The following is a 24,756-nucleotide window of genomic DNA, read 5'->3' on the forward strand; positions in this document are numbered from 1 at the left end:
CGGGCTCAACGGCTGCCGAGCGAAGGATTGACGGGCGGCGACTCCGGGCATACAGCGCGGTGATGATGAAAGGAGGACAGCATGGCTGACGTGGCGAACGCCCGCACATCCCGTACCGGGAGCGAGCCGTCCACCGCCGAGCTGGTGCAGCGGGCCACGGAGCAGGTCTCCCGCCTGGTCCGGGACGAACTGGCCCTGGCCCGGGCGGAGCTGACCCAGAAGGGCAAGCACGCCGGTATCGGCATCGGTCTCTTCGGCGGCGGCGGGGCGCTGGCGCTCTACGGCCTGGGTGCCCTGGTCGCCACCGCGATCCTGCTGCTCGACCTGGTGCTTCCGGCCTGGGCGGCGGCCCTGATCGTCGCGGTGGTGCTCTTCGCGATGGCCGGGGTCCTGGCCCTGGTGGGCAAGAAGCAGGTCAGCCAGGCGGTCCCGCCGGTGCCGCAGGCCGCGGTCCGTAGCGTCCGGGCGGACGTGGACACGGTCGCCGCCGCCGTGAAGGACAGGGGACGGGCATGACGACGGGCAACGGCCGGGGCACCGGCGACACCGAGGCGCTGCGGGAGGAGATCCGGCGGACCCGGGTCGAGCTGGGGGAGACGATGGAGGCGTTGGCGGCCAAGGCCGACGTCAAGGCGCGGCTGAGGTCCTCCGCCGACCAGGCGAAGGAGCGGATGCGGGACCAGACGGCGCAGACCGTGGCCCGGGTGCGCGGGCAGGCGGCGCAGAAGGCGCAGCTCGCGCGGGAGCAGGCGCAGGAGAAGGGTGCCGTCGTACGGCGTAACCCGACGCCGTTCGTCGCCCTCGCGGCGGGCGCGGTGGCGGCCTTGATCGTGTTGGTGATCGTACGGGGGAGGCAGCGGTGAGCAGGGGTATCGGAAAGGCCGCGTACAAGCCGGTCGGCGTATTGATGGGCATCGCCGCCGGTACGGTCGCTGGCGCGATCTTCCGGCAGGTGTGGAAGATGACGGCGGGCGACGGCGAGGCGCCCAGCGCCACCGACGAGGACCGCGGCTGGGGCGAGATCCTGGCGGCGGCGGCGTTGCAGGGAGCGATCTTCGCGGTCGTCCGGGCCGCCGTCGACCGGGGTGGCGCGGTGGGCGTACGCCGGTTCACCGGAAGCTGGCCGGACTGACCCGACGACGACGAAAAGGACCCCCGTACCGGCGCGCTGGTGCGGGGGTCTTTTCGCGCGGGTGCAAGGGCCCACCCAGCGGATCTTCGGCACCCGTCAGGTCACATGTCGAAGAATTTCGTCCGGTACTCTGTGCAGAGTTTTCGCTACGTGGTTTGCTGTTCCACGCTGTTGAGAGATGGCGTGGGTTGAGCGAAGTCTCCTTCGTGGGGGCCGCCTCAGGCACCGCTGCTCGAAAACGGCCAATCGGCCGCACGGCGTGCTCGGCCGCCAGTTTTAGAAGGAGATACACATGGCGCAGGGAACCGTGAAGTGGTTCAACGCAGACAAGGGCTTCGGCTTCATCACCGTCGACGGCGGGGGTGCTGACGTGTTCGTCCACTTCTCGGCCATCCAGACCAGCGGCTACCGCACGCTGGAGGAGAACCAGCGGGTGGAGTTCGAGATCGCCCAGGGTCAGAAGGGTCCGCAGGCCGAGCAGGTCCGCCCCATCTGAGCAGTGCCGGTCGGCAGCCGCCGGCCAATGCTGTGATCCGGCGCCCGGAGCACAGCGAAGCCCCGTATCCCGCCCGGGATGCGGGGCTTTCCGCGTTCACGGGGCCCGCCACGCGGCCGGGACGCGAGCTGTCCGCGCCCGGCCTGTCGCTCGCCAACCTGGCCGCCCACCGGGAGGGGGAGCCGAGACGGCGGCGAGCGGCGGATGGCGCTCAGCGTCGTTTGCGGGCGTGCAGCCCGAACCAGAGCGCGACCAGCCCGGCCAGGACGACGACGGGCCCCAGCACGGCCCAGATCCGCTGGTCGGTCATCACGCTGCCCTCGACGTAGCCGAGGCCCTGCACCGTCCACACCGCACCGCCGACCACGGCGAGCAGGCCGAGGGTGAGCGGCAGCCAGCCCTTCATCGCGATTTCCCTCCGTCGATCCCTGTCCGGGCCGCCCGGCTCACCACCGGTCGTGCACCCGCGGACGGACCAGTTCGTCGTAGACCTCCGCCACCGCCGCCAGCTCCCGTTCGGAGAGCGGGGCCTGGTTGGCCACGGCGGCGTTGCCCCGGGCCTGGGTGGCGTCGCGGGCACCGGGGATGACCACGGTGACGCCGGGCTGGTCGACGACCCAGCGCAGCGCGAACTGGGCCATCGTGCGCCCGTCGCCGACCAGCGGCGCCAGCCGGCGCACGGCGGCCAGGCCCAGCGCGAAGTCGACACCGGAGAAGGTCTCGCCCACGTCGAACGCCTCGCCGTGCCGGTTGTAGGTGCGGTGGTCGTCGGCGGCGAAGGTGGTGTGTTCGTCGTACCGGCCGGAGAGCAGCCCGCTGGCCAGCGGGACGCGGGCGACGACGCCGACCCCGGCGGCGGCAGCGGCCGGGAGCACCCGGTCGAGGGGCTTGTGCCGCAGCGCGTTGAGGATGATCTGGACGCTGGCCACCCCCGGCCGGGCGATGGCGGTCAGCGCCTGCTCGCAGGTCTCCACGCTCACCCCGTAGCCGGCGACGCGTTCCTCGGCGACCAGGGTGTCCAGCGCGTCGAAGACGGCGTCGGCGGCGAAGACGGCGGTGGGCGGGCAGTGCAGCTGCACCAGGTCGAGGGTGTCCGTGCCGAGGTTGCGCCGGGACCGGTCGGTCCACTCGCGGAAGTGCGCCAGGGTGTACGCCTCGGGCGTCTGCGCGACGCGGCGGCCCATCTTCGTGGCCACGGTCAGCCCGGCGTCGGGCCGGCTGCGCAGGAACCGCCCGATGAGCTGCTCGCTGCGCCCGTCGCCGTAGACGTCCGCCGTGTCGAGGAAGGTGACCCCCGACTCGACGGCGGCGGTCAGCACGGCGGTGGCGTCGGCCTCGCTGACCGTGCCCCAGTCCGCGCCGAGCTGCCAGGCGCCCAGCCCGATCACCCCGACGCGCCGCCCCAGCCGGGGGAAGGTGCGCTGCTCCATGGGACTGAGCCTAGTGATGGGCTTGTCCGGTCGCGCGGCGGGCCGTACGGTTAACAAGACGGACGTACGGTTTGGGAGGCAGCGATGTGGGATCCGACGACGTACCTGCGCTACGGCGACGAGCGCTCCCGGCCCTTCCACGACCTGCTCGCCCGGGTCCCCGCCGAGCGCCCGCGCGCGGTGGTCGACCTCGGCTGCGGCCCGGGCAACCTGACCGCCACCCTCGCCGCGCGGTGGCCGGACAGCCGGGTCGCCGGCCTCGACTCCTCACCGGAGATGATCGCGGAGGCCGCCGCCACCGCTGCCGCCACCGCCGGGGTCTCCTTCGCCGTCGGCGACGTCCGGCACTGGCACCCGGAACCCGACGTGGACGTCGTGGTCAGCAACGCCGTGCTCCAGTGGGTGCCCGGCCACCGGGAGCTGCTCACCCGCTGGGCCCGGGAACTGCCCGTCGGCGCCTGGCTGGCCGTGCAGGTGCCGGGCAACTTCGACGCGCCCTCGCACCGGGCGCTGCGCGAGGTCGCCGACCGGCCGGCGTGGCGTGCCGACGTCGCCCCGCTGCTGCGCCGGCCCCCGGCCGACGACAGCGCCGTCGGCTACGCCGAGCTGCTGACCGCTGCCGGCTGCGCGGTGGACGCCTGGGAGACTACCTACGTGCACCTGCTGCCGGCCCGCGTCGACGCGGACCACCCCGTGCTGAGCTGGCTGGAGGGGACCGCGCTCCGGCCGGTCCGCGCGGCCCTGGACGCCGTCGGCTGGGCCGACTTCCGGGCCGAGCTGGGCGTACGACTCGCCGAGGCGTACCCCGTGCGGCACGCTCAGGTGCACTTCCCGTTCCGCCGCGTCTTCTTCGTCGCCCGCACCGGCGCCCGCGCAGAGGAGAACCAGTGATCGACCTGCAAACCTTCATCGCCGGACTGCCCAAGGTGGAGCTGCACGTGCACCACGTCGGCTCCGCCTCGCCCCGGATCGTCGCCGAGCTGGCCGCCCGCCACGAGGGCCGCAGCCCCGTGCCCGCCGACCCGGCCGCGCTCGCCGACTACTTCGCCTTCCGCGACTTCGCGCACTTCATCGAGGTCTACCTGAGCGTCGTGGACCTCATCCGCGACCCCGAGGACGTCTGGCTGCTCACCCACGAGGTCGCCCGCGAGCTGGCCCGCCAGCAGGTCCGCTACGCCGAGCTGACCGTCACGCCCTACTCGCACGTGCACCGGGGGATCCCCGCGCCCGCCTTCTGCGAGGCGATCGAGGACGCCCGCAAGCGGGCCGAGGCGGACTTCGGCATCGAGCTGCGCTGGTGCTTCGACATCCCCGGCGAGGCCGGCCTGGCGGCAGCCGAGGAGACGCTGCGCATCTCGCTGGAGGAGCGCCCGGACGGGCTGATCAGCTTCGGCCTCGGCGGCCCCGAGATCGGGGTGCCCCGGCCGCAGTTCAAGCCGTACTTCGACCGGGCCCGGGCGGCCGGGCTGCGCTCGGTGCCGCACGCCGGCGAGACCACCGGCCCGCAGACGGTCTGGGACGCGCTGCGCGACCTCGGCGCGGAGCGGATCGGGCACGGCATCTCCGCCGCGCGGGACCCGGAGCTGCTGGCCTATCTCGCCGAGCACCGCATCGGCATGGAGGTCTGCCCGACGTCCAACGTGCGTACCCGCGCGGTCGCCAGCATCGAGGAGCACCCGCTGCGGCAGTTGGTCGAGGCCGGCCTGCTGGTCACCATCAACTCCGACGACCCGCCGATGTTCGGCACCACCCTCGACGAGGAGTACGCCGTCGCGGCCCGGCTGCTCGACGTGGGCCCGGAGGGGCTGGCGGCGCTGGCCCGCGACGCGGTGACCGCCTCGTTCCTGGACCCGGCCGGCAAGCGGCGGATCACCGCCGAGATCGACGCCCACCTGGCCGCCGCCACCGGCTGAACGCGGAGAGGGGGCGGCGCGCGGCGGGAGGAGGTGTGGGGGGACCGAGTCTCCCGCCGCGCGCCCGGCTCCACCGGCCGGTGGGGTGCCCCGAGGCATTGACCGGTGGAACTGATGGGTTCGGATTCGATCCTGTCAGCGCCGGCCCGCTCCGGCACCACGGTTAACCGCGATCTAAGGAAGACTTGCGCCGCCCCACAACCGGCCGCCGGACCGGGGCCGCCCGGCCGGGCTACGGCTCAGTCGTCGGTGGGCCGCTGGCGGGGCCAGCGGCGGCTGCCGGTCTTCTGCTCCCGGGCCATCCGGCCGACCAGGCCGAACCGGCTGACCTGCCGGGGCGTCGCCTCCGGGTCGGCGAGCAGCATCACCACGCTCGCCCCGCCCAGCCGGGCCCGGTCGATGCTGACCGAGCCATTCGCCTGCAACGCCACCCGCTTGGCGATGTCCAGCCCCAGCCCGGTCGAGCCCTGATCGCTGGTGCCCCGGCGCAGCGCCCGGTCCGGGTTGGCGATCCCCGGCCCGGCGTCGTCGATCCGGATGGCCACGTACCCGTCGCGGCGCGAGACCGCCACCTCGAACGCGGTGCCCTGCGGGGTGTACCGGAAGACGTTGCCGATCACCGCGTCCAGCGCGGCGGCCAGCTCGGCCCGGGGAACCGGGGCCGGGATGCGCAGCTGGGCGCCGCTGACCCGGTGCGGCCGGTTCTGGTCGCCGGCCAGGGCGGCCCAGAACACCATCCGGTCCCGCACCACCTCGCTGACGTCGCACATCGCCGGCCCGGCCTCGTGTGCGACCGCCTTGCGGGTGGTCTTGATCAGCACGTCGATCTCGCCCTCGAGGGTGACGATCGCCTGCCGGATCCGGCGGATGCCGCGCCGCCGGTCCAGTTCCGCCTCGCTGAACGAGCCCACGCTGGTGTCGTCGGACTCCAGCGCCTCCGCGTCGAGCCGCAGCACCGTCAGCGGGGTGCGCAGCCGGTGCGACAGGTCGGCGACCAGCTCCCGCTCGTCGGTGCGGGCGGCGTCGAGCCGGTCGGCCATCCGGTTGAAGGCGTGCCCGGCCTCGGCCAGCTCACGTGGGCCGCTCGGGTCGACGCGTACGCCCTGGTCGCCGTCGCCGATCGCGAGCGCCGCGCGGACCAGGCCCCGGGCCGAGTCGACCGCGCGGGCGGCGACCCGGTCCACCACCAGCACCGCCGCGCCCACCAGGGCGGCGGCCACCCCGAGCAGCAGCAGCCACCGACTGTTGCCGGTCAGCTCCGACTCGGGCACGAAGACCTCGACCACGGCCGTCGTGTCGCCGAGCACGACCGGGTCCAGCCGGAGCACGCCGCCCTCGACGTCGACGACCACGGAACGCCGCTCGGCCCGCGCGCGCTCGAGGCTCCCGGCGTCGGCCCGGCCCGCCGACTCGTCCACCCCGAGCCCGCGTACGACCGGCCGGGTGGCCGGGTCGTCGCCGCTGGCCGCCACGACGCGCTGCACCACGGCGGGGTCGGTGCTGACGGCGAGCGCGCCGGTCACCAGCGCGCTGCGCCGGGCGGCGTCCGCGATGGCCTCCTCGCGCGCCCGGTCGGCGAGACCGAGGGCGAGCGGGACGAGGAACGCGAGCGCCACCAGGGCGCACATGCCGGCCGTGAGCAGGGCCAGCGACGGCCTCAGTCCGGCGCCACCAGCCGGAAGCCGACCCCCCGCACGGTGCGCAGGTAGCGCGGCTTCGCCGCGGACTCGCCCATTTTGCGGCGCAGCCAGTACAGGTGAACGTCGATGGTCTGGTCCTCGCCGACCGATGGCTGCCGCCATACCTCCTCCAGAAGTTCCCGGCGGGACACTACCCGGCCCGGCCGCGCGGCGAGATAGGCCAGCAGGTCGAATTCCTTGCGGGTCAGCGCCAGCGGCTCGCCGTCGAGGTGGGCGCTGCGTTCGCCGACGTCCACCCGTAGCCCGCCGACGCTGTGCACGGCCGGCTGCACCGTCCGGCTGGCCCGCCCGGCCCGGCGCAGCACGGTGGTGATCCGCGCGTCGAGGTGCGCGCCGGTGAACGGCTTGACCATGTAGTCGTCGGCCCCGGCGCGCAGCAGCCGCACCACGGACTGCTCGTCGTCGCGGGCGGTGGCGATGATGATCGGCACGTCGGTGATGCCGCGCAGCATCCGCAGCGCGTCCGAGCCGTCGAGGTCGGGCAGCCCGAGGTCGAGCACCACGAGGTCGGGGGTCTCGGCCGCCACCCGGCGCAGCGCGTCCAGTGCCGTGCCGACGGCGTGCACGGCGTGCCCCCGGTCGGCGAGGGATCGCAGCATCGCGCCGCGTACGACGTGATCGTCTTCGACCAGGAGCACGGTGGCCACAGCAAGACCGTACCCGCGGTGGCAAGTCGATCGCGTTTGCGGCGCATGAGGCAACAGGGCAAGCTGGTACAACGATGTCCTTCACGCTCTTTCCCGACACTCGTCTCGCGCTCGCCCGGGACTCGCTCGCCGGCCTGTCGGTCGGCGACGCGCTCGGCTCACAGTTCTTCGTTCCCGGCCGGCACCCGGCCGACCTGGCCGCCGGGAAGCTGCCCCCGCCGCCGTGGCAGTGGACCGACGACACCGAGATGGCCTGCTCGGTGGTCGCCGCCCTCGCCGAGACCGGGCGGATCGACCGGGACGCGCTCGCCGCCGCCTTCGCCGAGCGCTGCGAGCCCTACCGGGGCTACGGGCCGGGCGCGGTGACCATCCTGCGGCTGATCCGCACCGGCACGCCGTGGCCGGTGGCGGCCGCCTCGGCCTTCGACGGCCAGGGCTCCTGCGGCAACGGCGCGGCGATGCGGGTCGGCCCGCTGGGCGCGTGGTACGCCGACTCCACCGCGCGGGCGGCGGCGCAGGCCCGGGCGTCGGCGGAGGTGACCCACGCGCACCCGGAGGGCGTCGCCGGCGCGGTGGCGGTGGCGGTGGCCGCGTCGCTGGCCGCCCGCGCCCGCCTCGACGGCCACCGGCCCGCCCCGGAGCGGCTGCTGGCCGGCGTCACCGCCGCGCTGGACCCGGCCACGGAGGTGCACCGGGGCGTACGCCGGGCCGCCGGCCTGCTCGACCGCCCGGTCGCCGAGGCCGCCGACGTGCTCGGCAACGGCTCCCGGGTCACCGCCCAGGACACCGTCGCCTTCACCTGTTGGGTGGCCGCCGTGCACCTGGACGACTACCCGGCGGCGGTCCGCGCGTGCGTCGAGGCCGGCGGGGACGTCGACACCACCGCCGCCATCGTCGGGGCGGTGGTGGCCGCGCACACCGGCGTCGGCACGCCGGGCGGGGTGCCGACCGACTGGCTGGCCGCCCGCGAGCCCCTGCCGGACTGGGCCGGCTGACCGCCGCCCCGGTCCACGGCCTGACGCCCGTCCCGCTGCGCCTGGCCCCGTCCCGCTGCGCCTGGCCCGTCCCGCCGCGTCCCGCCTGTCCCGTGCGCCGTGCTCAGCGGGCGGCGACCGGCCTGCCCGGCGACTCCGCCCCGGCGGCGGCCGGTCCGGGCCCGTCCGGTTCGGTTCGGTTCGTCGGGTCCTCCCGCAGCACCGACAGGTCGACCGGCTCGGCCGGCTCGCGGCGACGCCAGCGGCTGACCAGCCAGCCGATCGCCGCGCCCCCGCCGAGGCCGGCGAGCAGCCCGGCGGCCAGCATCCCGTCCGCGTTCCCGCCCTCGCCCGGGGCGTCGCCGGCCGCCGGCCCACCGGCCGCCCGGGCCCCCGCGACCGGGACGTCGCCGGCCCCGCCGGCCGCCGGGGCGGCGCCGTGCCCGCCGTGCCCGGCCGCCGCGCCGGGGGCCGCCGGCAGCAGGGTGAGCGCCGGCGCCCGGCGAGCCCCGGTCGGCCCGGCCCAGCGCACCACCGTGCCGTCGGCGTACGTGCGCAGCACCTCGAAGGTGAGCCGGTCGGTCTGCGGCAACGGCCCCATGGACAGGGTGAGCCGGGCCGGGCCGGGAGCCGTGCCGGGCATCCGGACCCAGGTCACCGCGCTGGTCACCTCGTCGACCCGGGACGAGTGGATGCCGGCGACCGGCTGGTCGAGCCTGCGGGAGGTGATCCGGGGCGCCCAGCCGGGCACCGACATCGGATAGACCTCGGCGATCGGGGCGTCGGCCGGCAGCCGGATCTCGATCCGCTCGGCGCGGGCGCCCGGCAGTTCGTCGGGCACCACGAACTCCAGCTTCACCGAACCGCCCTGTTGCGCCTGCGTCGGGCTGGTCGTCACGTCGGCCGCGTACGCCGGGGCGGGCCAGGTCAGCACCCCGGCCGCCGCCAGGACGGCCACCGTCGCGGCCCGGCGCCGGGGCCGGGGCTCGGGCCGCACACCGTGCATCGTCGCCATCGTCGGTCCCATCCGTCTCCACGGGCCGGCACCGGTTCCGGCCACATCCGGTAGTTCGGATGCGGGGACGCAAAGGTTCAACGCAGGACCCAGGACGCCGGCCGGACCCGGCGCGCCCGGCCCGTCCCGGGGTACCGGCGGGGCGGCGCCCGTCCCACGGACCCCGGGGGCGGTGGCGTCGGCGACCGTGCCGGCGGGGGCGACCGATAGCATCGCAGGAGCCGAACGTTCGGCGTCATCCGTGCCGTCTGCTGGAGGAGTCACCGTGTCCGCACCCCGTAACCCCGCCGTGGCCGACCCCGTCGTCGTCGCCGCCGGGACCACGGCGGCCGACGCGGTGGCCGCGGCCGGTCTGCCCGCGTCCGGCCCGAAGGCGATCGTGGTGGTCCGCGACCCGCAGGGCCAGCTGCGCGACCTGGACTGGGCCCCGCAGGCCGACACCGAGGTCGAGCCGGTCAGCCTCGACTCGCCCGACGGGCTCGACGTGCTGCGGCACTCCTGCGCGCACGTGCTCGCCCAGGCCGTGCAGGACGTCTTCCCGGAGGCCAAGCTCGGCATCGGCCCGCCCATCGAGAACGGCTTCTACTACGACTTCGCCGTCGACAAGCCGTTCCAGCCGGACGACCTCGGCAAGCTCGAGAAGCGGATGCAGGAGATCGTCAAGTCCGGCCAGCGGTTTCGCCGCCGGCGCTTCGGCAGCCTCGACGAGGCGAAGGCCGAGCTGGCCGCCGAGCCGTTCAAGCTGGAGCTCATCGACGTCAAGGGCGAAGGGCTGGACACCTCCGAGGTGATGGAGGTGGGCGGCGGCGAGCTGACCATCTACGACAACCTCGCCGCCAAGGAGGACAAGGTCTGCTGGTCGGACCTGTGCCGGGGCCCGCACCTGCCGAACACCCGGCTGATCGGCGCGTTCAAGCTGATGCGCTCGGCCGCCGCGTACTGGCGCGGGTCGGAGAAGAACCCGCAGCTCCAGCGGGTCTACGGCACCGCCTGGCCGACCCGGGACGAGCTGAAGGCGTACCTGAAGCTGCTGGAGGAGGCCGCGCGGCGCGACCACCGCAAGCTGGGCGTGGACCTGGACCTGTTCAGCTTCCCCGACGAGCTGGGTTCGGGCCTGGCGGTCTTCCACCCGAAGGGCGGCATCATCCGCCGGGAGATGGAGAACTACTCGCGCATCAAGCACGAGCAGGCCGGCTACGCCTTCGTCAACACCCCGCACATCACCAAGGGCCACCTGTACGAGGTCTCCGGGCACCTGGACTGGTATGCCGACGGCATGTTCCCGCCCATGGAGGTCGAGGGCGCGAGCTACTACCTCAAGCCGATGAACTGCCCGATGCACGACCTGATCTTCCGGTCCCGGGGGCGGTCCTACCGCGAGCTGCCGCTGCGGATGTTCGAGTTCGGCACGGTCTACCGCTACGAGAAGTCCGGCGTGGTGCACGGCCTGACCCGGGTGCGCGGCATGACCCAGGACGACGCGCACATCTTCTGCACCGAGGAGCAGATGGCGGGCGAGCTGAAGTCGCTGCTCGTCTTCGTGCTCGAACTGCTGCGTGACTACGGCCTGGACGACTTCTACCTGGAGCTGTCCACCCGCAACCCGGAGAAGTCGGTCGGCACCGACGAGAACTGGGAGCGGGCCACCGAGGCCCTGCGCTCCGCCGCCGAGGAGTCCGGGCTGGACCTGGTGCCCGACCCGGGTGGCGCGGCCTTCTACGGCCCGAAGATCTCGGTGCAGGCCAAGGACGCCATCGGCCGGACCTGGCAGATGTCCACCATCCAGGTCGACTTCAACCTGCCGGAGCGCTTCGGGCTGGAGTACCAGGCCGCCGACGGCACCCGGCAGCGGCCGGTGATGATCCACCGGGCGCTCTTCGGCTCGATCGAGCGCTTCTTCGGGGTGCTCACCGAGCACTACGCGGGCGCGTTCCCGGCGTGGCTGGCCCCGGTGCAGGTGGTCGGCATCCCGATCCGCGAGGACCACACCGACTACCTGCACGGCTTCGTCGCCGCGCTGCGCGCCGAGGGCGTCCGCGCCCAGGTCGACGCGGGCGACGACCGGATGCAGAAGAAGATCCGCACCGCCCAGCAGCAGAAGGTCCCGTTCATGGTGATCGCCGGCGACGACGACGTGGCCGCCGGCACCGTCTCGTTCCGCTACCGGGACGGCTCGCAGCGCAACGGGGTGCCGGTCGCCGACGCCGTGGCCCACGTGCTCGACGTGGTCGGCTCCCGGACCAACGTCGGCCCGTCCGCCGCCTGACTCGCGACGCACCGAAGGCCCCCCGCGCTGCGGGGGGCCTTCGTCATGGGGTCGTCAGGTGTCAGATCCCGCAGCTCGGCGCGGACCAGCCGCCGACCGCCCCGACGTGGGTGTGGTCGTTGTGACCCGGGTAGCCGGGGCCGAGGATGTTGCCGAAGCCGTGGTAGCGGGCCTGCTGGGCGAGCCGGCAGAACGAGGGCGACCCGACCAGGTCGACGCCGTCGCCGTAGAGGTGCCGGCTGTTGGAGGCGCCGCCGACCGCGCTGTTGCACGAGTAGCTGCGGAAGCCGCTGCTGATGTTGATCGACACGCTGCCGAGGGCCTTCCGCATGGCCTGGAGCTTCCACATCGACACCAGCGCGTTGAACCGGGCGGTGCTCGCGGCGACCGCGCCACCGGACCAGGTGCTGTTGCACCGGTTCAGCTCCGCGTAGGTGAAGTTGACCGGGGTGCAGTCGTCGTCCTGCAACGCGTAGAGCGTGTTGAAGGTCTGCGGGCCGGCGACGCCGTCGGCGCTCAGGCCGTACGCCTGCTGGAAGCGGATCACGGCGGACCGGGTGGCCGGGCCGAACGCCCCGTCGAGGCCGAGCACCGCGTTGTAGCCGGGGTAGCCGGAGAGCCGGATCTGCAGCTGCCGGACGTCCTCGCCGGACGCCCCCTGCGCCAGGGTGCGTCCCCAGGTGTAGCAGCCGTCCGCCTGCGCGGGGCTGCTGGTCGCCACCACGCCCACGAGGGCGGTGGAGGCGGCGAGCGCGCAGGCGGCGAGCGCCCGGCCAAAGCGGCGGAATGCGGTTCTCACGATGGGCTCCCATCGACAAGGGATGATGTGTGTGGATGGATTCTTCATTCATGTTCATCAGTTCGTCAAGAACCTTCACCCCCTATCCGTCCCCCTGAACGCGATCCGGGCCCCAGGGGGCGTCGGGGTCGGGCGCGGACCGGCGTACGGCGTCCGGAGCGACGGTCGCCGGGAACGTAGGATCGGTGGCGTGACTGGGGTGGAACGGCACATGGACAGCGGCATGGCCGACGGCCTGGAGCGGCTCTGGACTCCGCACCGGATGACCTACATCTCCGGGGAGGACCGGCCCGAGGGCGGCTACGAGCGGCCCGCTGGCTGCCCGTTCTGCCGGGCCCCGGGGCTGGCGCCCGAGGAGAGCCTGGTGGTGGCCCGGGGCGAGCACGTGTTCGCGGTGCTCAACCTCTATCCCTACAACCCCGGGCACCTGCTGGTCTGCCCCTACCGGCACGTGGCCGACTACACCGAGCTGGACCTGGCAGAGACCACCGAACTGGCGGCGTTCACCCAGACCGCCATGCGGGTGGTGCGCAAGGTGAGCAACGCGCACGGGTTCAACCTGGGCATGAACCAGGGCGGCGTGGCCGGCGCGGGCATCGCCGCGCACCTGCACCAGCACGTGGTGCCCCGCTGGGGTGGTGACGCCAACTTCATGCCCGTGATCGGGCAGACGAAGGTCCTGCCGCAACTGCTCACCGACACCCGCGACCTGTTCACCCGGGCCTGGCCGACCTAGACCGGCCCTCGCTCTTCCCGGCGGTCCGTGACGGTGCGCGGCTCCGCCTGCGGGCCCCTCCCCGCCCGCCAGCCTCGCTGCCGCACCGGTCTACATTCCCCCGAGAAGAGTCCGGGCCGGTCGGCGGCTGCGGGCGGTCGTGTCGTCGGCAAACTTCCCGCCCCCGGCCGGGCGCGAGGTGGCACGATCTGGCGATGGCAGTGACGACGCGGACGTTGGGCCGCAGCGGCATCGAGGTCAGCGCCCTCGGCATGGGGTGCTGGGCGATCGGCGGCCCCTGGGCCGAGGGCAGCCAGCCGCTGGGCTGGGGCGCCGTCGACGACGACGAGTCGGTCCGCGCGATCCGGCACGCGCTCGACCTCGGCGTGACGCTCTTCGACACCGCCGACACCTACGGGGCCGGGCACGGCGAGCGGGTGCTCGGCCGGGCCCTCGCCGGCCGGCGCGACGAGGCCGTGATCGCCACCAAGTGGGGCTGGACCTTCGACGAGGCCACCCGCCAGGCCACCGGCGAGGACCCCTCCCCGGCGTACCTGCGGCGGGCCGTCGCACACTCGCTGCGCCGGTTGGGCACCGACCGGATCGACCTCTACCAGCTGCACCTGGCGGACCTGCCGGTGCCGCGGGCCGAGGCGCTCGTCGGCACCCTGGAGGACCTGGTCGCCGAAGGGCTGATCCGGGCGTACGGCTGGAGCACCGACCGCCCCGACCGGGCCGCGGCGTTCGGGCGCGACGCCCGGCACGCCACCGCCGTGCAGCACACGCTGTCGGTGCTCCGGGACGCCCCCGAACTGCTCGCCGTCTGCGACAAGTACGACCTCGCCAGCGTCAACCGGGGACCGCTGGGCATGGGCCTGCTCTCCGGCAAGTACACGGCCGGCTCCACGCTGCCCCGCGACGACGTACGCGGGGTCGCCCCCGGTTGGCTGGAGTGGTTCCGGGGCGGCCGGCCGGCGCCGGAGTGGCTGCGCCGCGTCACCGCCGTGCGGGCGGCGTTGACCGCTGACGGGCGTACCCTCGCCCAGGGCGCGCTCGGGTGGCTCTGGGCGCGCAGCGACCGCACCGTCCCGATCCCCGGCTGCCGCACGGTGGGCCAGGTGGAGGAGAACGCCGGAGCCCTGCGCCGGGGTCCGCTGCCGGCCGACCAGTTCGCCGAGGTGGAGCGCCAACTGGCCGCGCTGCGCTCGGCCGCCTTGCGCGACGCGGACCGTCCCCACCGGCCGACCCCGGGTCTCCCCACCGCCCGCCCCTGACCCGGTCCCGCCCGGGGCCGGTGCTCAGGGGTGGGTGGGGTGTTCCTTGCGGAGTTGGTCGGCCAGGTGGGTGGGCATCGGGTCGTAGCGGACGAAGTGGCGGCGGAACGTGCCGGTGCCCGACGTCATGGAGCGCAGCTCGACCGCGTAGCGGAGCAGCTCCGTGGCGGGTACCTCGGCGCGGACCACGGTGCGCCCCTCGGCCTCGGGGTCGGCCTCGGTGCCGAGCACCCGGCCGCGCCGGCCGGACAGGTCGCCCATCACCGCGCCCACCGAAGAGTCGGGCACCCGGACCGCCACCTCGTCGATCGGCTCCAACAGCGCCGGCTGCCCCTTCCCGGCGGCGTCGCGCAGGGCGAGCGCCCCGGCGGTCTGGAAGGCCGCGTCGGAGGAGTCGACGCTGTGCGCCTTGCCGTCGACGAGGGTCACCCGCAGGTCCACCACCGGGTGGCCGGCGACCAGGCCGCGCTCCATCTGGGCGCGGACGCCCTTCTCGACGGAGGGGACGTAGTTGTGCGGCACCGCCCCGCCGACCACCCGGTCGACGAACTCGAATCCGGCGCCGGGCGGCAGCGGCTCGACCTCGATGTCGCAGACGGCGTACTGGCCGTGGCCGCCGGACTGCTTGACGTGCCGGCCGTGCCCCGACGCCCCGACGGTCAGCGTCTCGCGCAGCGCGACCCGGACGGGCTCGGTGTCCAGCTCCACCCCGCCGGCGCGCAGGCGCTCCAGCACCACGTCGGCGTGCGCCTCGCCCATGCACCAGAGCACCAGCTGGTGGGTCTCCGGGTTGCGCTCCAGCCGCATGGTGGGGTCGCCGGCGACCAGGCGGGCCAGGTTCCGCGCGAGGGCGTCCTCGTCGGCGCGGCTGCGGGCCACGACGGCCACCGGCAGCAGCGGCTCGGGCATCTCCCAGGGGGCGATCAGCAGCGGGTCGTCCTTGGCGGAGACGGTGTCGCCGGTCTCCGCGCTGCCCGACTTGGTGATCGCGCAGATGTCGCCGGCCACGCAGGCGCCCACCTCGCGCAGGCTCGCGCCCAGCGGCGTGTAGATGTGGCCGACCCGCTCGTCGGCGTCGTGGTCGGGGTGGCCGCGCTCGGCCATGCCGTGCCCGGAGACGTGCACGGTCTGCTCGGGACGCAGGGTGCCGGAGAAGACCCGGACCAGGGAGACCCGGCCGACGTGCCGGTCCACGGTCGTCTTGACCACCTCGGCGACCAGCGGGCCGTCCGGGTCGCAGGTCAGCGGCGGCCGGGGGGAGCCGTCCACCCCGGCGACCGCCGGCAGCTCGTGCTCCAGCGGCGAGGGGAAGCCGGCGGTGAGCACCTCCAGCAGCGCGTCCAGGCCGACGCCGGTCTCGGCGCAGACCGGCACCACCGGGTAGAAGTGGCCGCGGGCGACCGCCTTCTCCAGGTCGTCGACGAGCACGTCGGTGCCGATCTCCTCCCCGTCGAGGTAGCGGTCCATCAGGGTCTCGTCCTCGCTCTCGGCGATGATCCCCTCGATCAGCTCGTTGCGGGACTCGACGATGGCGGGCAGGTGCTCCGGGTCCGGCTCGCGTACCTCGGCCGGCAGCCCGGCGGTGTAGTCGAAGACCCGGCGGGTGATCAAACCGAGCAGGCCGACGGTGGAGATCCCGTCGTCGCCGAGCATCGGCAGGTAGAGCGGGAGCACGTTGTCGCCGAAGACCCGCTGGCACAGCGCCACGGCCTCGTCGAAGTCGGCGCGCGGGTGGTCCAGCCGGGCCACGGCGACCGCCCGGGGCATGTCGACCGCCGCGCACTCCTCCCAGAGGGCGGCGGTGGCGGCGTCCATCCCGTCGACGGCGGAGACCACGAACAGCGCCGCGTCGGCGGCCCGCAGGCCTGCCCGCAGCTCGCCCACGAAGTCGGCGTAGCCGGGGGTGTCGAGCAGGTTGACCTTGACGCCGTCGTGCAGCAGCGGCGCGCAGGCCAGGCTCACCGAGCGCTGCTGGCGTACGGCTGCCGGGTCGTGGTCGCAGACGGTGGTGCCGTCGGCGACGTTGCCGGCCCGGCCGATCGTGCCGCTCGCCGCGAGCAGCGCCTCGACCAGGGTCGTCTTGCCGGCTCCGGAGTGCCCGACGAGCACCACGTTGCGGATCCTGCCGGGCTCGGTCACCACCGGCACGCCGCCGGCGGCCCCCTTCTCCTGACTCTTCTGCGCCATGGGGCGCACCTCCCTCAGCCGTGGTTGGTGGCGACCGCCGCGCGCGACGGGGAAGCGGCCCGGTCGGGTTCCGCGGCGACATCCTCCGGTGTGGTGCCGGTTTGCGGGTAATCAACGGGCGGGTGGGTGAGCTGGCTCACTTCCCTGCCTCGATCTCACACCCGATCCGGGGCCGACACAAGGCTCCGTCCCCGCGGGTCGCCTGACCGGCCGTACCGCTGCTGCTACGCGGACCGTTATCGTGGGACCGCCATGGCGAAGATCTTCCAAGTGTCGGCCCGCGCGGGGATGACCCGTGTCGTCGAGCCGGTCGCACGCCGCCTGCTCCGAGCGGGCGTAACTCCCAACGCGGTCACCGTGGCGGGCACCCTCGGGGTGCTCGTCGGCGCACTCGGCTTCGGTGCCCGCGGTCATCTGGTCGCCGGGGCCCTGATAGTCACCTTCTTCGCGCTCACCGACCTGCTCGACGGGACGATGGCCCGGATGAGCGGGGGCTCGACGAAGTTCGGGGCGTTCCTCGACTCGAGCATGGACCGGGTCGCCGACAGCGCCGTCTTCGGTGCGGTGGCGTACTGGCTGGCCACCCAGCACCAGTACTCGGGTGTCGCCGCCGCGCTGCTCTGCCTGGCCGCCGGCGGGCTGGTCTCCTACGTCAAGGCCCGCGCCGAGGGGCTCGGCATGACCTGCAACGTGGGCATCGCCGAGCGCACCGAGCGGCTGCTCATCGTCGGCGTCGGCGGGCTGCTCACCGGCGTCGGCGTCAAGCCCGCGCTGGAGATCGCGCTCTGGCTGCTGGCCGCCGTCTCGATCTTCACCGTCGGCCAGCGGATGGCGCACGTCTACCGCCAGGCCCAGCGGGTGCACACCCCGGGCGGGCAGGGGTGAGCGCGACACCCACCGGTCGGCCGGGGCCGGAGGGCCGGCGCCGGTGAACCTCACCGAGCTCGGCTACATCGCCGGGTGGCGCGTGATCCGCGCGCTGCCCCGGTCCGTCGCGGCGGCGGCGTTCCGGGCGGGTGCCGACCGCGCCCACCGTCGCGGCGGCGGGGGTACGGCCCGACTGCGCGCGAACCTTCGCCGGGTGGTCGGCCCCGACCTGCCGGAGGCCGAGCTCGACGAGCTGGTCCGTCGTGGCCTGCGCTCGTACGCCCGCTACTGGCTGGAGGCGTTCCGGCTGCCCGCGCTCAGCCGGGCGGAGATCCTGGCCGGTTTCCGGCTCGACGGCGAGGAGAAGCTCGCCGCCGACGTGGCGTCCGGCCGGGGCGCGGTGGTGGCGCTGCCGCACGCCGGCAACTGGGACGCCGCCGGCGCCTGGGTCGCGGCGACCGGCTGGCCGATCACCACCGTCGCCGAGCGGCTCAAGCCCGAGGGCGTCTACCAGCGCTTCCTCGCCTTCCGGCGCAGCCTGGGCATGGAGATCCTGCCCACCCACGGCGGCGAGCGGAACGCCTTCGACGTGCTGGTCGACCGGGTCCGGGCCGGCACGGTGGTGCCCCTGCTGGCCGACCGGGACCTCTCCGCGCGGGGCGTGGAGGTCGAGTTCTTCGGCCACCGCACCCGGATGCCCCCCGGCCCGGCCCTGCTCGCGCTGCGCACCGGAGCGCCGCTCTACGTCGCCTCGATGTGGTACGAGGCGGACGCGGCGTGCGCCTCGATCGAGGGACCGCTGCCGCTGCCCGGCCCGGAGGAGGGCCCGCTCGACCAGCGGGTCCGGTCGCTGACCCAGCGGATCGCCGACGGTCTGGCGGCGGGCATCGCCCGGCATCCGGAAGACTGGCACATGTTGCAGCGGATGTGGCTGGACCAGCATGGCAGGGGCGGCGACGCGAACCTGCCCTCCCCGGCCGCCGGACAGGCGTAAGGGAGGCGTTTGCACGTGCGCATCGGCATCGTGTGCCCGTACTCCTTCGACGTGCCCGGTGGGGTGCAGAACCACGTCATGGACCTCGCCGAGGCGCTGATCGGGCTCGGGCACGAGGTGAGCGTGCTCGCCCCGGCCGACGAGGACTCCCCGCTGCCGGCGTACGTGGTGCCGGCGGGACGGGCCCTGCCGCTGCCGTACAACGGCTCGGTGGCCCGCATCGCCTTCGGCCCGGTCTCCACCGCGCGGGTGCGGCGGTGGATCATCCGGGGCGAGTTCGACGTGCTGCACGTGCACGAGCCGCTGACCCTGAGCCTGTCGCTGCTGGCCGTGCTCTCCGCCCGCGGCCCCGTGGTGGCGACCTTCCACACCGCGATGACCCGGTCGCGGGCCCTGGCCGCCGCGCAGGGCGTGCTCCAGATCGTGCTGGAGCGGATCACCGCCCGGATCGCGGTGAGCGCCCTGGCGCGCAAGGTGCAGGTCGAGCACATGGACGGCGGGGCGGTGGAGATCCCCAACGGGGTGGCCGTCGCCAAGTTCAGCCACGCGCAGCCCCTCCCGGGCTGGCCGGGGGAGTGCCCGCCGGGCCGCGACGGGGCGATCGGGTTCCTCGGCCGGTTCACCGAGGCCCGCAAGGGCTTCCCGATCCTGCGCGACGCCTTCGTCGAGCTGGCCCGGCAGCGGTCCGGCCTGCGGCTGCTGGTGGCCGGTCCCGGCGATGCCGACGACCTGTTCGGCCGGTTCCCGGCCGACCTGCGGGACCGGGTGACCTTCCTCGGGCTGGTCTCCGAGGAGGACAAGGCGCGGATGCTGCGCAGCGTGCACCTCTACGTGGCGCCGAACACCGGCGGCGAGTCGTTCGGCATGATCCTCACCGAGGCGCTCGCGGCGGGCACGACCGTCGTCGCCAGCGACCTCGACGCGTTCCGCCGGGTGCTCGACGGCGGCCGGGCCGGCCGGCTCTTCCCGACCGGGGACCCGGCCGCGCTGCGTACCGCCCTCACCGACCTGCTCGACGATCCCGGCGCCCGGGCCGCGCTGACCGCCTGCGGCGACCAGGTGGTGGCCACCTTCGACTGGCCCGTGGTCGCCCGGCGGGTGCTGGAGGTGTACGCGGCGGCGATCGAGGCCACCGACGGGCGGGTCATGGACACCGAATGGGTGGGGCTGGACTAGACGATGTCGGGCATGTGGTGGGTGGTGCTCGCGGCCCTGGTCGTCGGGCTGGTGGCGGCGTACCTCGTCTGGACCGCCGGGCGGGTCGGCCGGCTGCACGCGCGGGCGGAGCTGGCGGCCCGCGCCCTGGAGGCCCACCTGCTGCGCCGGGCGGCCGCCGCCGCGGTCCTGGCCGAGCGCCGCTACGGCGTCGAGCTGTACGCGGCGGCGCGGATCGCGCTGGACGCCGAGCCCGACGAGCGGGAGGCCGCCGAGAACGACCTCACCCGCCAGTTGCGGGCGGTGGAGCTGGACCCGGCGGATCCGGGCTGCGAGGCGGTGATCGGCGCCAGCCGGCGGCTCGCCCTGGCCCGTCAGGTGCACACCGACCTGGTCCGCGACGCCCGCGCGGCGCGGGGTCGCCCGCTGGTGCGCCTGTTGCGGATGGGGCGCCGCCGCCCCTGGCCGACCTACTTCGACATCGACGACCCCACCCTGACCGTCCCGGCTGACGTCCCCGCCACCTGACCCTCGCGCAGCCGCCGCCACCTGGCTTCAGCGCGTCTCCGCGTCGTGCGGGCGTCCCCGCGCCGCGCGCGGCTGACCGGCCTCCAGGCGGCCCGGGAGCTGGGCGTCGCAGCCCCGGACGTCGTGATCAGGACGCCATGGACGTCATCCGGCCGCTGAGAGGTCCATGGCGTCCTGATCACCGGGAAGCGGGCCGGGGACGAGGCGGCGGCGGGGACGGGGCGCGCACCTGGGACGGGCTTCGCGGCAGGGGGCTTCGCGGGCGGGGCGGGCGGGGGAAGGGACGGACTTCGCATCCGGGAGCAGCGGGGCAGGTGGGGAGGAACCACGCGGGGGCGGTGATGGCTGCCACAGTGCAGGCCACCGTGGGCCTGATTGGCTGTCGGATCGGCGTTGGGACCGTCGTAGCATTTCCGCAGCCACCCCCCGAGCATGTTCGAGGAGCGATGACCCGTGCCCGAAACCACTGCCCAGAACGCTAGCGCCAGCCCCGTCACCGGCACCGCCCGCGTCAAGCGCGGCATGGCCGAGATGCTCAAGGGCGGCGTGATCATGGACGTGGTCAACGCCGAGCAGGCCAAGATCGCCGAGGACGCCGGCGCCGTCGCGGTGATGGCGCTCGAGCGGGTGCCCGCCGACATCCGCGCCCAGGGCGGGGTGTCCCGGATGAGCGACCCCGACATGATCGACGGCATCATCAACGCCGTCTCCATCCCGGTCATGGCCAAGGCCCGGATCGGTCACTTCGTGGAGGCCCAGATCCTCCAGTCGCTCGGCGTCGACTACGTCGACGAGTCCGAGGTGCTGACCCCGGCCGACTTCGCGAACCACATCGACAAGTGGGCCTTCACCGTCCCCTTCGTCTGCGGGGCGACCAACCTCGGCGAGGCCCTGCGCCGGATCACCGAGGGCGCGGCCATGATCCGCTCCAAGGGCGAGGCCGGCACCGGTGACGTCTCCAACGCCACGACCCACATGCGCAAGATCCGGCAGGAGATCCGCCGGCTGAGCTCGCTGCCGACCGACGAGCTGTTCGTGGCCGCCAAGGAGCTCCAGGCGCCGTACGAGCTGGTCAAGGAGGTCGCCGAGAGCGGCAAGCTGCCGGTGGTGCTCTTCACCGCCGGTGGGATCGCCACCCCGGCCGACGCCGCGATGATGATGCAGCTCGGCGCCGAGGGCGTCTTCGTCGGCTCCGGCATCTTCAAGTCCGGCAACCCCGCGCAGCGCGCCGCCGCGATCGTCAAGGCCACCACCTTCCACGACGACCCGGACGTGCTGGCCAAGGTCTCCCGGGGTCTGGGCGAGGCGATGGTCGGCATCAACGTCGACGAGATCCCGCAGCCGCACCGCCTGGCCGAGCGCGGCTGGTGATCTGCCAGGAAGGGCACCCTCCTGTCGCCTGGTGCGCAGGAAGGTGCCCTTCCTGACAAGCAACCGAGCCGCCACGTTCACCACGAGAGGAACGGCAGATGAGCGACGCACCCGTCATCGGCGTGCTCGCCCTCCAGGGCGACGTCCGCGAGCACGTCGCCGCGCTGGCCGAGGCCGGGGCGGACGCCCGCCCGGTACGCCGCCCGCAGGAGCTGGACGCGGTGGACGGGCTGGTCATCCCCGGCGGTGAGTCCACCACGATCAGCAAGCTCGCCGACATCTTCGAGCTGCGCGAGCCGATCGACAAGCGCATCGCCGACGGCATGCCGGTCTACGGCTCCTGCGCCGGCATGATCATGCTGGCCACCGAGGTCCTCGACGGCCGGCCCGACCAGCGCGGCTTCGCCGGCATCGAGATGACCGTGCGGCGCAACGCGTTCGGCCGGCAGGTCGACTCCTTCGAGGCGCCGGTGGGGGTCACCGGGATCGAGGGCGGCCCGTTCCACGCGGTGTTCATCCGGGCGCCGTGGGTCGAGCGGGTCGGCGACGGCGTCGAGGTGCTCGGCACGGTGACCGAGGGCCCGGCCGCCGGGCGGGTCGTGGCGGTGCGGCAGGGCAACCTGCTGGCCACCTCGTTCCACCCCGAGCTGACCGGCGACGCGCGGGTGCACGCGTACTTCGTGGCGATGGTCCGGGCGTCCCGCTGAGTGGCGGCGACGGATCCTCCGGCTGGGAGGGCCCGTCGCCTCAGCCGGCCACCGAGCGCAGGTGCCCGGGCAGGCGGCCCCGCAGCCGGTCCAAGCCGGCCGCGGTGGCCGCGTCGGCGGGAACGTGGACGACGAGACGCTGGTGGTCACTGTCGGCGAACTCCAGCGTCTCGTAGGTCAGGCGCAGCAGCCCCACCTCCGGGTGCCGCAGCCCCCGCACGACCGAGCGGGCGGAAGCCCTGTCGGCGATGCTGACGGAGATCGTCGCCCAGGCGCGCGAGCCCCGGTGACCCGGTGGCGGCCGACGCCGGCGCGGAGCGGGTGGGGTGAGCATGGAGACCATCATCATCAGCTACCGGGTCCGGGCCGGGCACCTGTCGGAGCACCTGCGCCTGCTCGGGGCCGTCCACGAGGAGGTGGCCCGGACCCGGCCGGCCGGGCTGCGGTTCGTGACGCTCCAACTGGACGACGAGCGGAGCTTCGTGGACGTCGCCGTGGCGCTCGAGCTGCCGGGCCCGTTGCCGGAGCTGGAGTCGTTCCGCCGCTACCGGCCCGGCTTGGAGGACCGGTGCGAACAGCGGTCCACCTCGGGGTTCAGGGTGCTGGGCTCGTACGGCTTCGGGGCCTGACCGCAGCCGCGTTTTCGTCCCGTCCGTCCCGTTGCGGGCGGTCGGGGCGGGGCGGCGGCGCGCGGCGCGGTGACAGCGACCCGCCGGGCGTCGGTAGGATTGCCGAGATTCGGCGGGGCCAGCTGCCCGTCCACGGCTTTCCCGCAGGGCTGCCCGGCACCACCGCGTGCGCCGGCGGGAGCGGGGGCGTGCGCGGTCGGTCGATGCAGACGGCGGGTAGCAACGGAGGTAGCAGATGTCCGGCCACTCAAAGTGGGCGACGACCAAGCACAAGAAGGCGGTCATCGACGCCAAGCGCGGCAAGATGTTCGCCAAGCTGATCAAGAACGTCGAGGTCGCCGCGCGGACCGGCGGGGGCGACCCGGCCGGCAACCCGACGCTCTACGACGCCATCCAGAAGGCGAAGAAGAACTCGGTCCCCAACGACAACATCGACCGCGCCGTCAAGCGCGGCTCGGGCCTGGAGGCCGGCGGCGCCGACTGGCAGACCATCATGTACGAGGGCTACGGCCCGAACGGCGTGGCGATGCTGATCGAGTGCCTCACCGACAACCGCAACCGCGCGGCGACCGAGGTGCGCACCGCGCTGACCCGTAACGGCGGCTCGCTCGCCGACGCGGGCTCGGTGTCGTACATGTTCTCCCGCAAGGGCGTGGTGATCGTCCCCAAGGCCGGGACGACCGAGGACGACGTGATGATGGCGGTCCTCGACGCCGGCGCCGAGGAGGTCAACGACCTGGGCGAGGCGTTCGAGGTGGTCTCCGAGCCGACCGACCTGATCGCGGTCCGCACCGCGCTCCAGGACACCGGCATCGAGTACGAGTCGGCCGAGTCGTCGCTGATCCCGAGCGTCAACGTCCCCCTCGACGAGGAGGGCGCCCGCAAGATCTTCAAGCTGATCGACGTCCTGGAGGACTGCGACGACGTGCAGAACGTCTACGCGAACTTCGACGTCAGCGACGAGGTGATGGAGGCCGTCGGCTGATCCCGACGTCCCCGGCGCGCGGGCCGGCACCGCCGCGACCGCCGTCGACTCCCGGCACCGACCGGGAGCCGGCGGCGGTGGCCCGCGTGTCGCCGCCGCGCGGGCGCGTCCCGTCCGACGTACGACCGATTTTCGCCGGACGCGCGGGTCCGGGGTCGGAGGTGTGCCGCCCCGCGCTGGCTAGGCTGCGGGCGTGGACCACTCGGGCCGGGCGGAGCGAGACGATGGTCGGGCGGGCGACGGTGGCCGGTTCGCGCCGGGCGATGTCGTGGTCCGGCGCGAGATCCTGCACGGCGAGGTGTGGTTCGGCTGCCCGACGATCTGCGTCGAGGACACGCCCGACCTGCTCGTGCTCTACCTGCCCCCGGGCGCGGAGTTCGGCTTCCCCGAGGCCGGCGGCTTCCCGTGCGGGCGGCACCCGTGGCAGGTCGCCGGGCACCGGGCGTGGAGCGGGCACGGCAAGCTGATGCTGCACCGCCCGGGTGAGGCGCACTCCGTGGACGTCTTCTGGACCGGCCCGCAGCGCGCCTTCGCCGGGTGGTACTTCAACCTCCAGGAGCCGTTGCGGCGTACCCCGGTCGGGGTGGACACCCTCGACCACGAGCTGGACCTCTGGTGGGGTGCCGGCGCCGACCGCTACGTCTGGAAGGACGTGGAGATGTTCGCCCAGCGCCTGGAGGAGGGGCGCTACCCGGGGATGGCCGACGCGATCCGGGCCGAGGGCGACCGGATCGCCGCCCTGCTCGACGCGGGGGAGCGCTGGTGGGACGAGGCCTGGTCGACTTGGCGTCCGGACCCGGCCTGGCCGGTGCCGGCCCTGCCGCCCGGCTGGGACACGGTCCCACCGCCCCGCTGATCGTCGGCCGCACGTGCCGCGGTGGCGGGGGGGGGGGGGGCGGCGGCGGGCCGCCCCCCCCCCCCCCCCCCCCCGGGGAGCGGCCCCCCCCCCCCCCCCCCCCCCCGGGGGGGGCG

The 24,756-nt window shown here is 74.3% G+C and carries 27 protein-coding genes; 19 read left to right on the forward strand and 8 right to left on the reverse strand.

Annotation, left to right across the window (positions count from 1 at the left end; translation table 11 throughout):
• The first annotated feature begins 81 nt into the window (after positions 1-81).
• From ABZ573_RS29645 to ABZ573_RS29660, 4 genes are all read left to right on the forward strand, one after another.
• Complete coding sequence (locus ABZ573_RS29645) at positions 82-516, forward strand: phage holin family protein (RefSeq protein WP_151456905.1); 435 nt, start codon at positions 82-84, stop codon at positions 514-516.
• A complete protein-coding gene (locus tag ABZ573_RS29650) occupies positions 513-863 on the forward strand; it encodes a DUF3618 domain-containing protein (protein WP_151456904.1) in 351 nt (116 codons plus the stop codon). The genes ABZ573_RS29645 and ABZ573_RS29650 overlap by 4 nt, the downstream gene beginning before the upstream one ends.
• Positions 860-1,132: a DUF4235 domain-containing protein gene (locus tag ABZ573_RS29655; protein ID WP_121395419.1), complete on the forward strand. Its 273-nt coding sequence runs from the start codon at positions 860-862 to the stop codon at positions 1,130-1,132. Before ABZ573_RS29650 ends, ABZ573_RS29655 begins: the two co-directional genes overlap by 4 nt.
• Before the next feature lie 292 nt (positions 1,133-1,424).
• A complete protein-coding gene (locus ABZ573_RS29660; protein WP_007075740.1) occupies positions 1,425-1,628 on the forward strand; it encodes a cold-shock protein in 204 nt (67 codons plus the stop codon).
• A gap of 211 nt (positions 1,629-1,839) precedes the next feature.
• On the opposite strand, the gene ABZ573_RS29665 is transcribed toward ABZ573_RS29660, so the two are convergent.
• Both ABZ573_RS29665 and ABZ573_RS29670 read right to left on the reverse strand, forming a co-directional pair.
• Positions 1,840-2,034, reverse strand: a complete 195-nt coding sequence (locus ABZ573_RS29665; RefSeq protein ID WP_151456903.1) for a hypothetical protein — start codon at positions 2,032-2,034, stop codon at positions 1,840-1,842.
• A gap of 40 nt (positions 2,035-2,074) precedes the next feature.
• Positions 2,075-3,058: an aldo/keto reductase gene (locus ABZ573_RS29670; RefSeq protein WP_358122307.1), complete on the reverse strand. Its 984-nt coding sequence runs from the start codon at positions 3,056-3,058 to the stop codon at positions 2,075-2,077.
• A gap of 84 nt (positions 3,059-3,142) precedes the next feature.
• Here ABZ573_RS29670 and ABZ573_RS29675 point away from each other — a divergent pair, with 84 nt between their 5' ends.
• Positions 3,143-3,949, forward strand: a complete 807-nt coding sequence (locus tag ABZ573_RS29675) for a trans-aconitate 2-methyltransferase (protein WP_358122309.1) — start codon at positions 3,143-3,145, stop codon at positions 3,947-3,949.
• A complete protein-coding gene (locus tag ABZ573_RS29680) occupies positions 3,946-4,971 on the forward strand; it encodes an adenosine deaminase (RefSeq protein ID WP_327027673.1) in 1,026 nt (341 codons plus the stop codon). Before ABZ573_RS29675 ends, ABZ573_RS29680 begins: the two co-directional genes overlap by 4 nt.
• Positions 4,972-5,210: 239 nt before the next feature.
• Here ABZ573_RS29680 and ABZ573_RS29685 read toward each other — a convergent pair whose 3' ends face one another.
• Both ABZ573_RS29685 and ABZ573_RS29690 read right to left on the reverse strand, forming a co-directional pair.
• Positions 5,211-6,599, reverse strand: a complete 1,389-nt coding sequence (locus ABZ573_RS29685; RefSeq protein ID WP_192581553.1) for a HAMP domain-containing sensor histidine kinase — start codon at positions 6,597-6,599, stop codon at positions 5,211-5,213.
• Between the two features lie 29 nt (positions 6,600-6,628).
• Positions 6,629-7,318 carry a response regulator transcription factor gene (locus ABZ573_RS29690; RefSeq protein ID WP_089001050.1) on the reverse strand — a complete coding sequence of 230 codons (690 nt, stop codon included), beginning with the start codon at positions 7,316-7,318 and terminating at the stop codon, positions 6,629-6,631.
• 74 nt (positions 7,319-7,392) lie between these two features.
• Here ABZ573_RS29690 and ABZ573_RS29695 point away from each other — a divergent pair, with 74 nt between their 5' ends.
• Positions 7,393-8,313, forward strand: a complete 921-nt coding sequence (locus ABZ573_RS29695) for an ADP-ribosylglycohydrolase family protein (protein ID WP_132240809.1) — start codon at positions 7,393-7,395, stop codon at positions 8,311-8,313.
• A 103-nt stretch (positions 8,314-8,416) separates the two neighbouring features.
• Here the strand turns inward: ABZ573_RS29695 and ABZ573_RS29700 are convergent, their stop codons facing one another.
• Positions 8,417-9,307: a DUF1775 domain-containing protein gene (locus tag ABZ573_RS29700; protein WP_358122313.1), complete on the reverse strand. Its 891-nt coding sequence runs from the start codon at positions 9,305-9,307 to the stop codon at positions 8,417-8,419.
• A gap of 265 nt (positions 9,308-9,572) precedes the next feature.
• Between ABZ573_RS29700 and thrS the strand changes: the two genes are divergently transcribed.
• Entirely contained in the window at positions 9,573-11,573 is a 2,001-nt protein-coding gene (gene thrS, locus ABZ573_RS29705; protein ID WP_358122315.1) for a threonine--tRNA ligase, read from the forward strand.
• Positions 11,574-11,634: 61 nt separating this feature from the next.
• Here the strand turns inward: thrS and ABZ573_RS29710 are convergent, their stop codons facing one another.
• On the reverse strand, positions 11,635-12,372 hold the full coding sequence (locus ABZ573_RS29710; RefSeq protein ID WP_225852513.1) for a D-Ala-D-Ala carboxypeptidase family metallohydrolase: 738 nt from the start codon (positions 12,370-12,372) through the stop codon (positions 11,635-11,637).
• A gap of 223 nt (positions 12,373-12,595) precedes the next feature.
• Here ABZ573_RS29710 and ABZ573_RS29715 point away from each other — a divergent pair, with 223 nt between their 5' ends.
• Together ABZ573_RS29715 and ABZ573_RS29720 are read left to right on the forward strand one after the other, a co-directional pair.
• Positions 12,596-13,108 (forward strand): HIT domain-containing protein, encoded by a 513-nt coding sequence (locus tag ABZ573_RS29715; RefSeq protein ID WP_199729380.1) that lies wholly within the window; start codon positions 12,596-12,598, stop codon positions 13,106-13,108.
• Between the two features lie 194 nt (positions 13,109-13,302).
• The gene (locus ABZ573_RS29720; RefSeq protein ID WP_327027676.1) at positions 13,303-14,361 is read left to right on the forward strand and encodes an aldo/keto reductase; all 1,059 of its coding nucleotides are present in this window, start codon (positions 13,303-13,305) and stop codon (positions 14,359-14,361) included.
• Positions 14,362-14,385: 24 nt separating this feature from the next.
• Here the strand turns inward: ABZ573_RS29720 and ABZ573_RS29725 are convergent, their stop codons facing one another.
• A complete protein-coding gene (locus ABZ573_RS29725) occupies positions 14,386-16,548 on the reverse strand; it encodes an elongation factor G-like protein EF-G2 (protein ID WP_358122318.1) in 2,163 nt (720 codons plus the stop codon).
• 252 nt (positions 16,549-16,800) lie between these two features.
• On the opposite strand from ABZ573_RS29725, the gene pgsA reads away from it, so the two are divergent.
• The 6 genes from pgsA to pdxT all read left to right on the forward strand — a co-directional run bounded on the left by pgsA (position 16,801) and on the right by pdxT (position 22,170).
• Complete coding sequence (gene pgsA / locus ABZ573_RS29730; protein ID WP_327027678.1) at positions 16,801-17,433, forward strand: phosphatidylinositol phosphate synthase; 633 nt, start codon at positions 16,801-16,803, stop codon at positions 17,431-17,433.
• Between the two features lie 43 nt (positions 17,434-17,476).
• Positions 17,477-18,409, forward strand: coding sequence for a phosphatidylinositol mannoside acyltransferase (locus ABZ573_RS29735; RefSeq protein ID WP_327027679.1), 933 nt, complete (start codon positions 17,477-17,479; stop codon positions 18,407-18,409).
• Between the two features lie 15 nt (positions 18,410-18,424).
• Positions 18,425-19,585, forward strand: coding sequence for a glycosyltransferase family 4 protein (locus tag ABZ573_RS29740; protein WP_327027680.1), 1,161 nt, complete (start codon positions 18,425-18,427; stop codon positions 19,583-19,585).
• A 12-nt stretch (positions 19,586-19,597) separates the two neighbouring features.
• A complete protein-coding gene (locus tag ABZ573_RS29745; RefSeq protein WP_192581594.1) occupies positions 19,598-20,092 on the forward strand; it encodes a hypothetical protein in 495 nt (164 codons plus the stop codon).
• 453 nt (positions 20,093-20,545) lie between these two features.
• The gene (gene pdxS, locus ABZ573_RS29750; RefSeq protein ID WP_151456191.1) at positions 20,546-21,463 is read left to right on the forward strand and encodes a pyridoxal 5'-phosphate synthase lyase subunit PdxS; all 918 of its coding nucleotides are present in this window, start codon (positions 20,546-20,548) and stop codon (positions 21,461-21,463) included.
• Between the two features lie 98 nt (positions 21,464-21,561).
• Entirely contained in the window at positions 21,562-22,170 is a 609-nt protein-coding gene (gene pdxT, locus ABZ573_RS29755) for a pyridoxal 5'-phosphate synthase glutaminase subunit PdxT (protein ID WP_358122321.1), read from the forward strand.
• Positions 22,171-22,210: 40 nt separating this feature from the next.
• Here pdxT and ABZ573_RS29760 read toward each other — a convergent pair whose 3' ends face one another.
• On the reverse strand, positions 22,211-22,504 hold the full coding sequence (locus ABZ573_RS29760; RefSeq protein ID WP_358122323.1) for a hypothetical protein: 294 nt from the start codon (positions 22,502-22,504) through the stop codon (positions 22,211-22,213).
• On the opposite strand from ABZ573_RS29760, the gene ABZ573_RS29765 reads away from it, so the two are divergent.
• From ABZ573_RS29765 to ABZ573_RS29775, 3 genes are all read left to right on the forward strand, one after another.
• Entirely contained in the window at positions 22,503-22,799 is a 297-nt protein-coding gene (locus tag ABZ573_RS29765; RefSeq protein WP_358122325.1) for a hypothetical protein, read from the forward strand. The genes ABZ573_RS29760 and ABZ573_RS29765 overlap by 2 nt on opposite strands.
• Positions 22,800-23,034: 235 nt before the next feature.
• Entirely contained in the window at positions 23,035-23,784 is a 750-nt protein-coding gene (locus ABZ573_RS29770) for a YebC/PmpR family DNA-binding transcriptional regulator (RefSeq protein ID WP_358122327.1), read from the forward strand.
• A 193-nt stretch (positions 23,785-23,977) separates the two neighbouring features.
• Positions 23,978-24,640 carry a DUF402 domain-containing protein gene (locus tag ABZ573_RS29775; RefSeq protein ID WP_358122329.1) on the forward strand — a complete coding sequence of 221 codons (663 nt, stop codon included), beginning with the start codon at positions 23,978-23,980 and terminating at the stop codon, positions 24,638-24,640.
• Positions 24,641-24,756 lie beyond the last annotated feature (116 nt).

The sequence above is a fragment of the Micromonospora sp. NPDC007220 genome, assembly GCF_040634035.1.
Lineage (GTDB): Bacteria > Actinomycetota > Actinomycetes > Mycobacteriales > Micromonosporaceae > Micromonospora > Micromonospora reichwaldensis.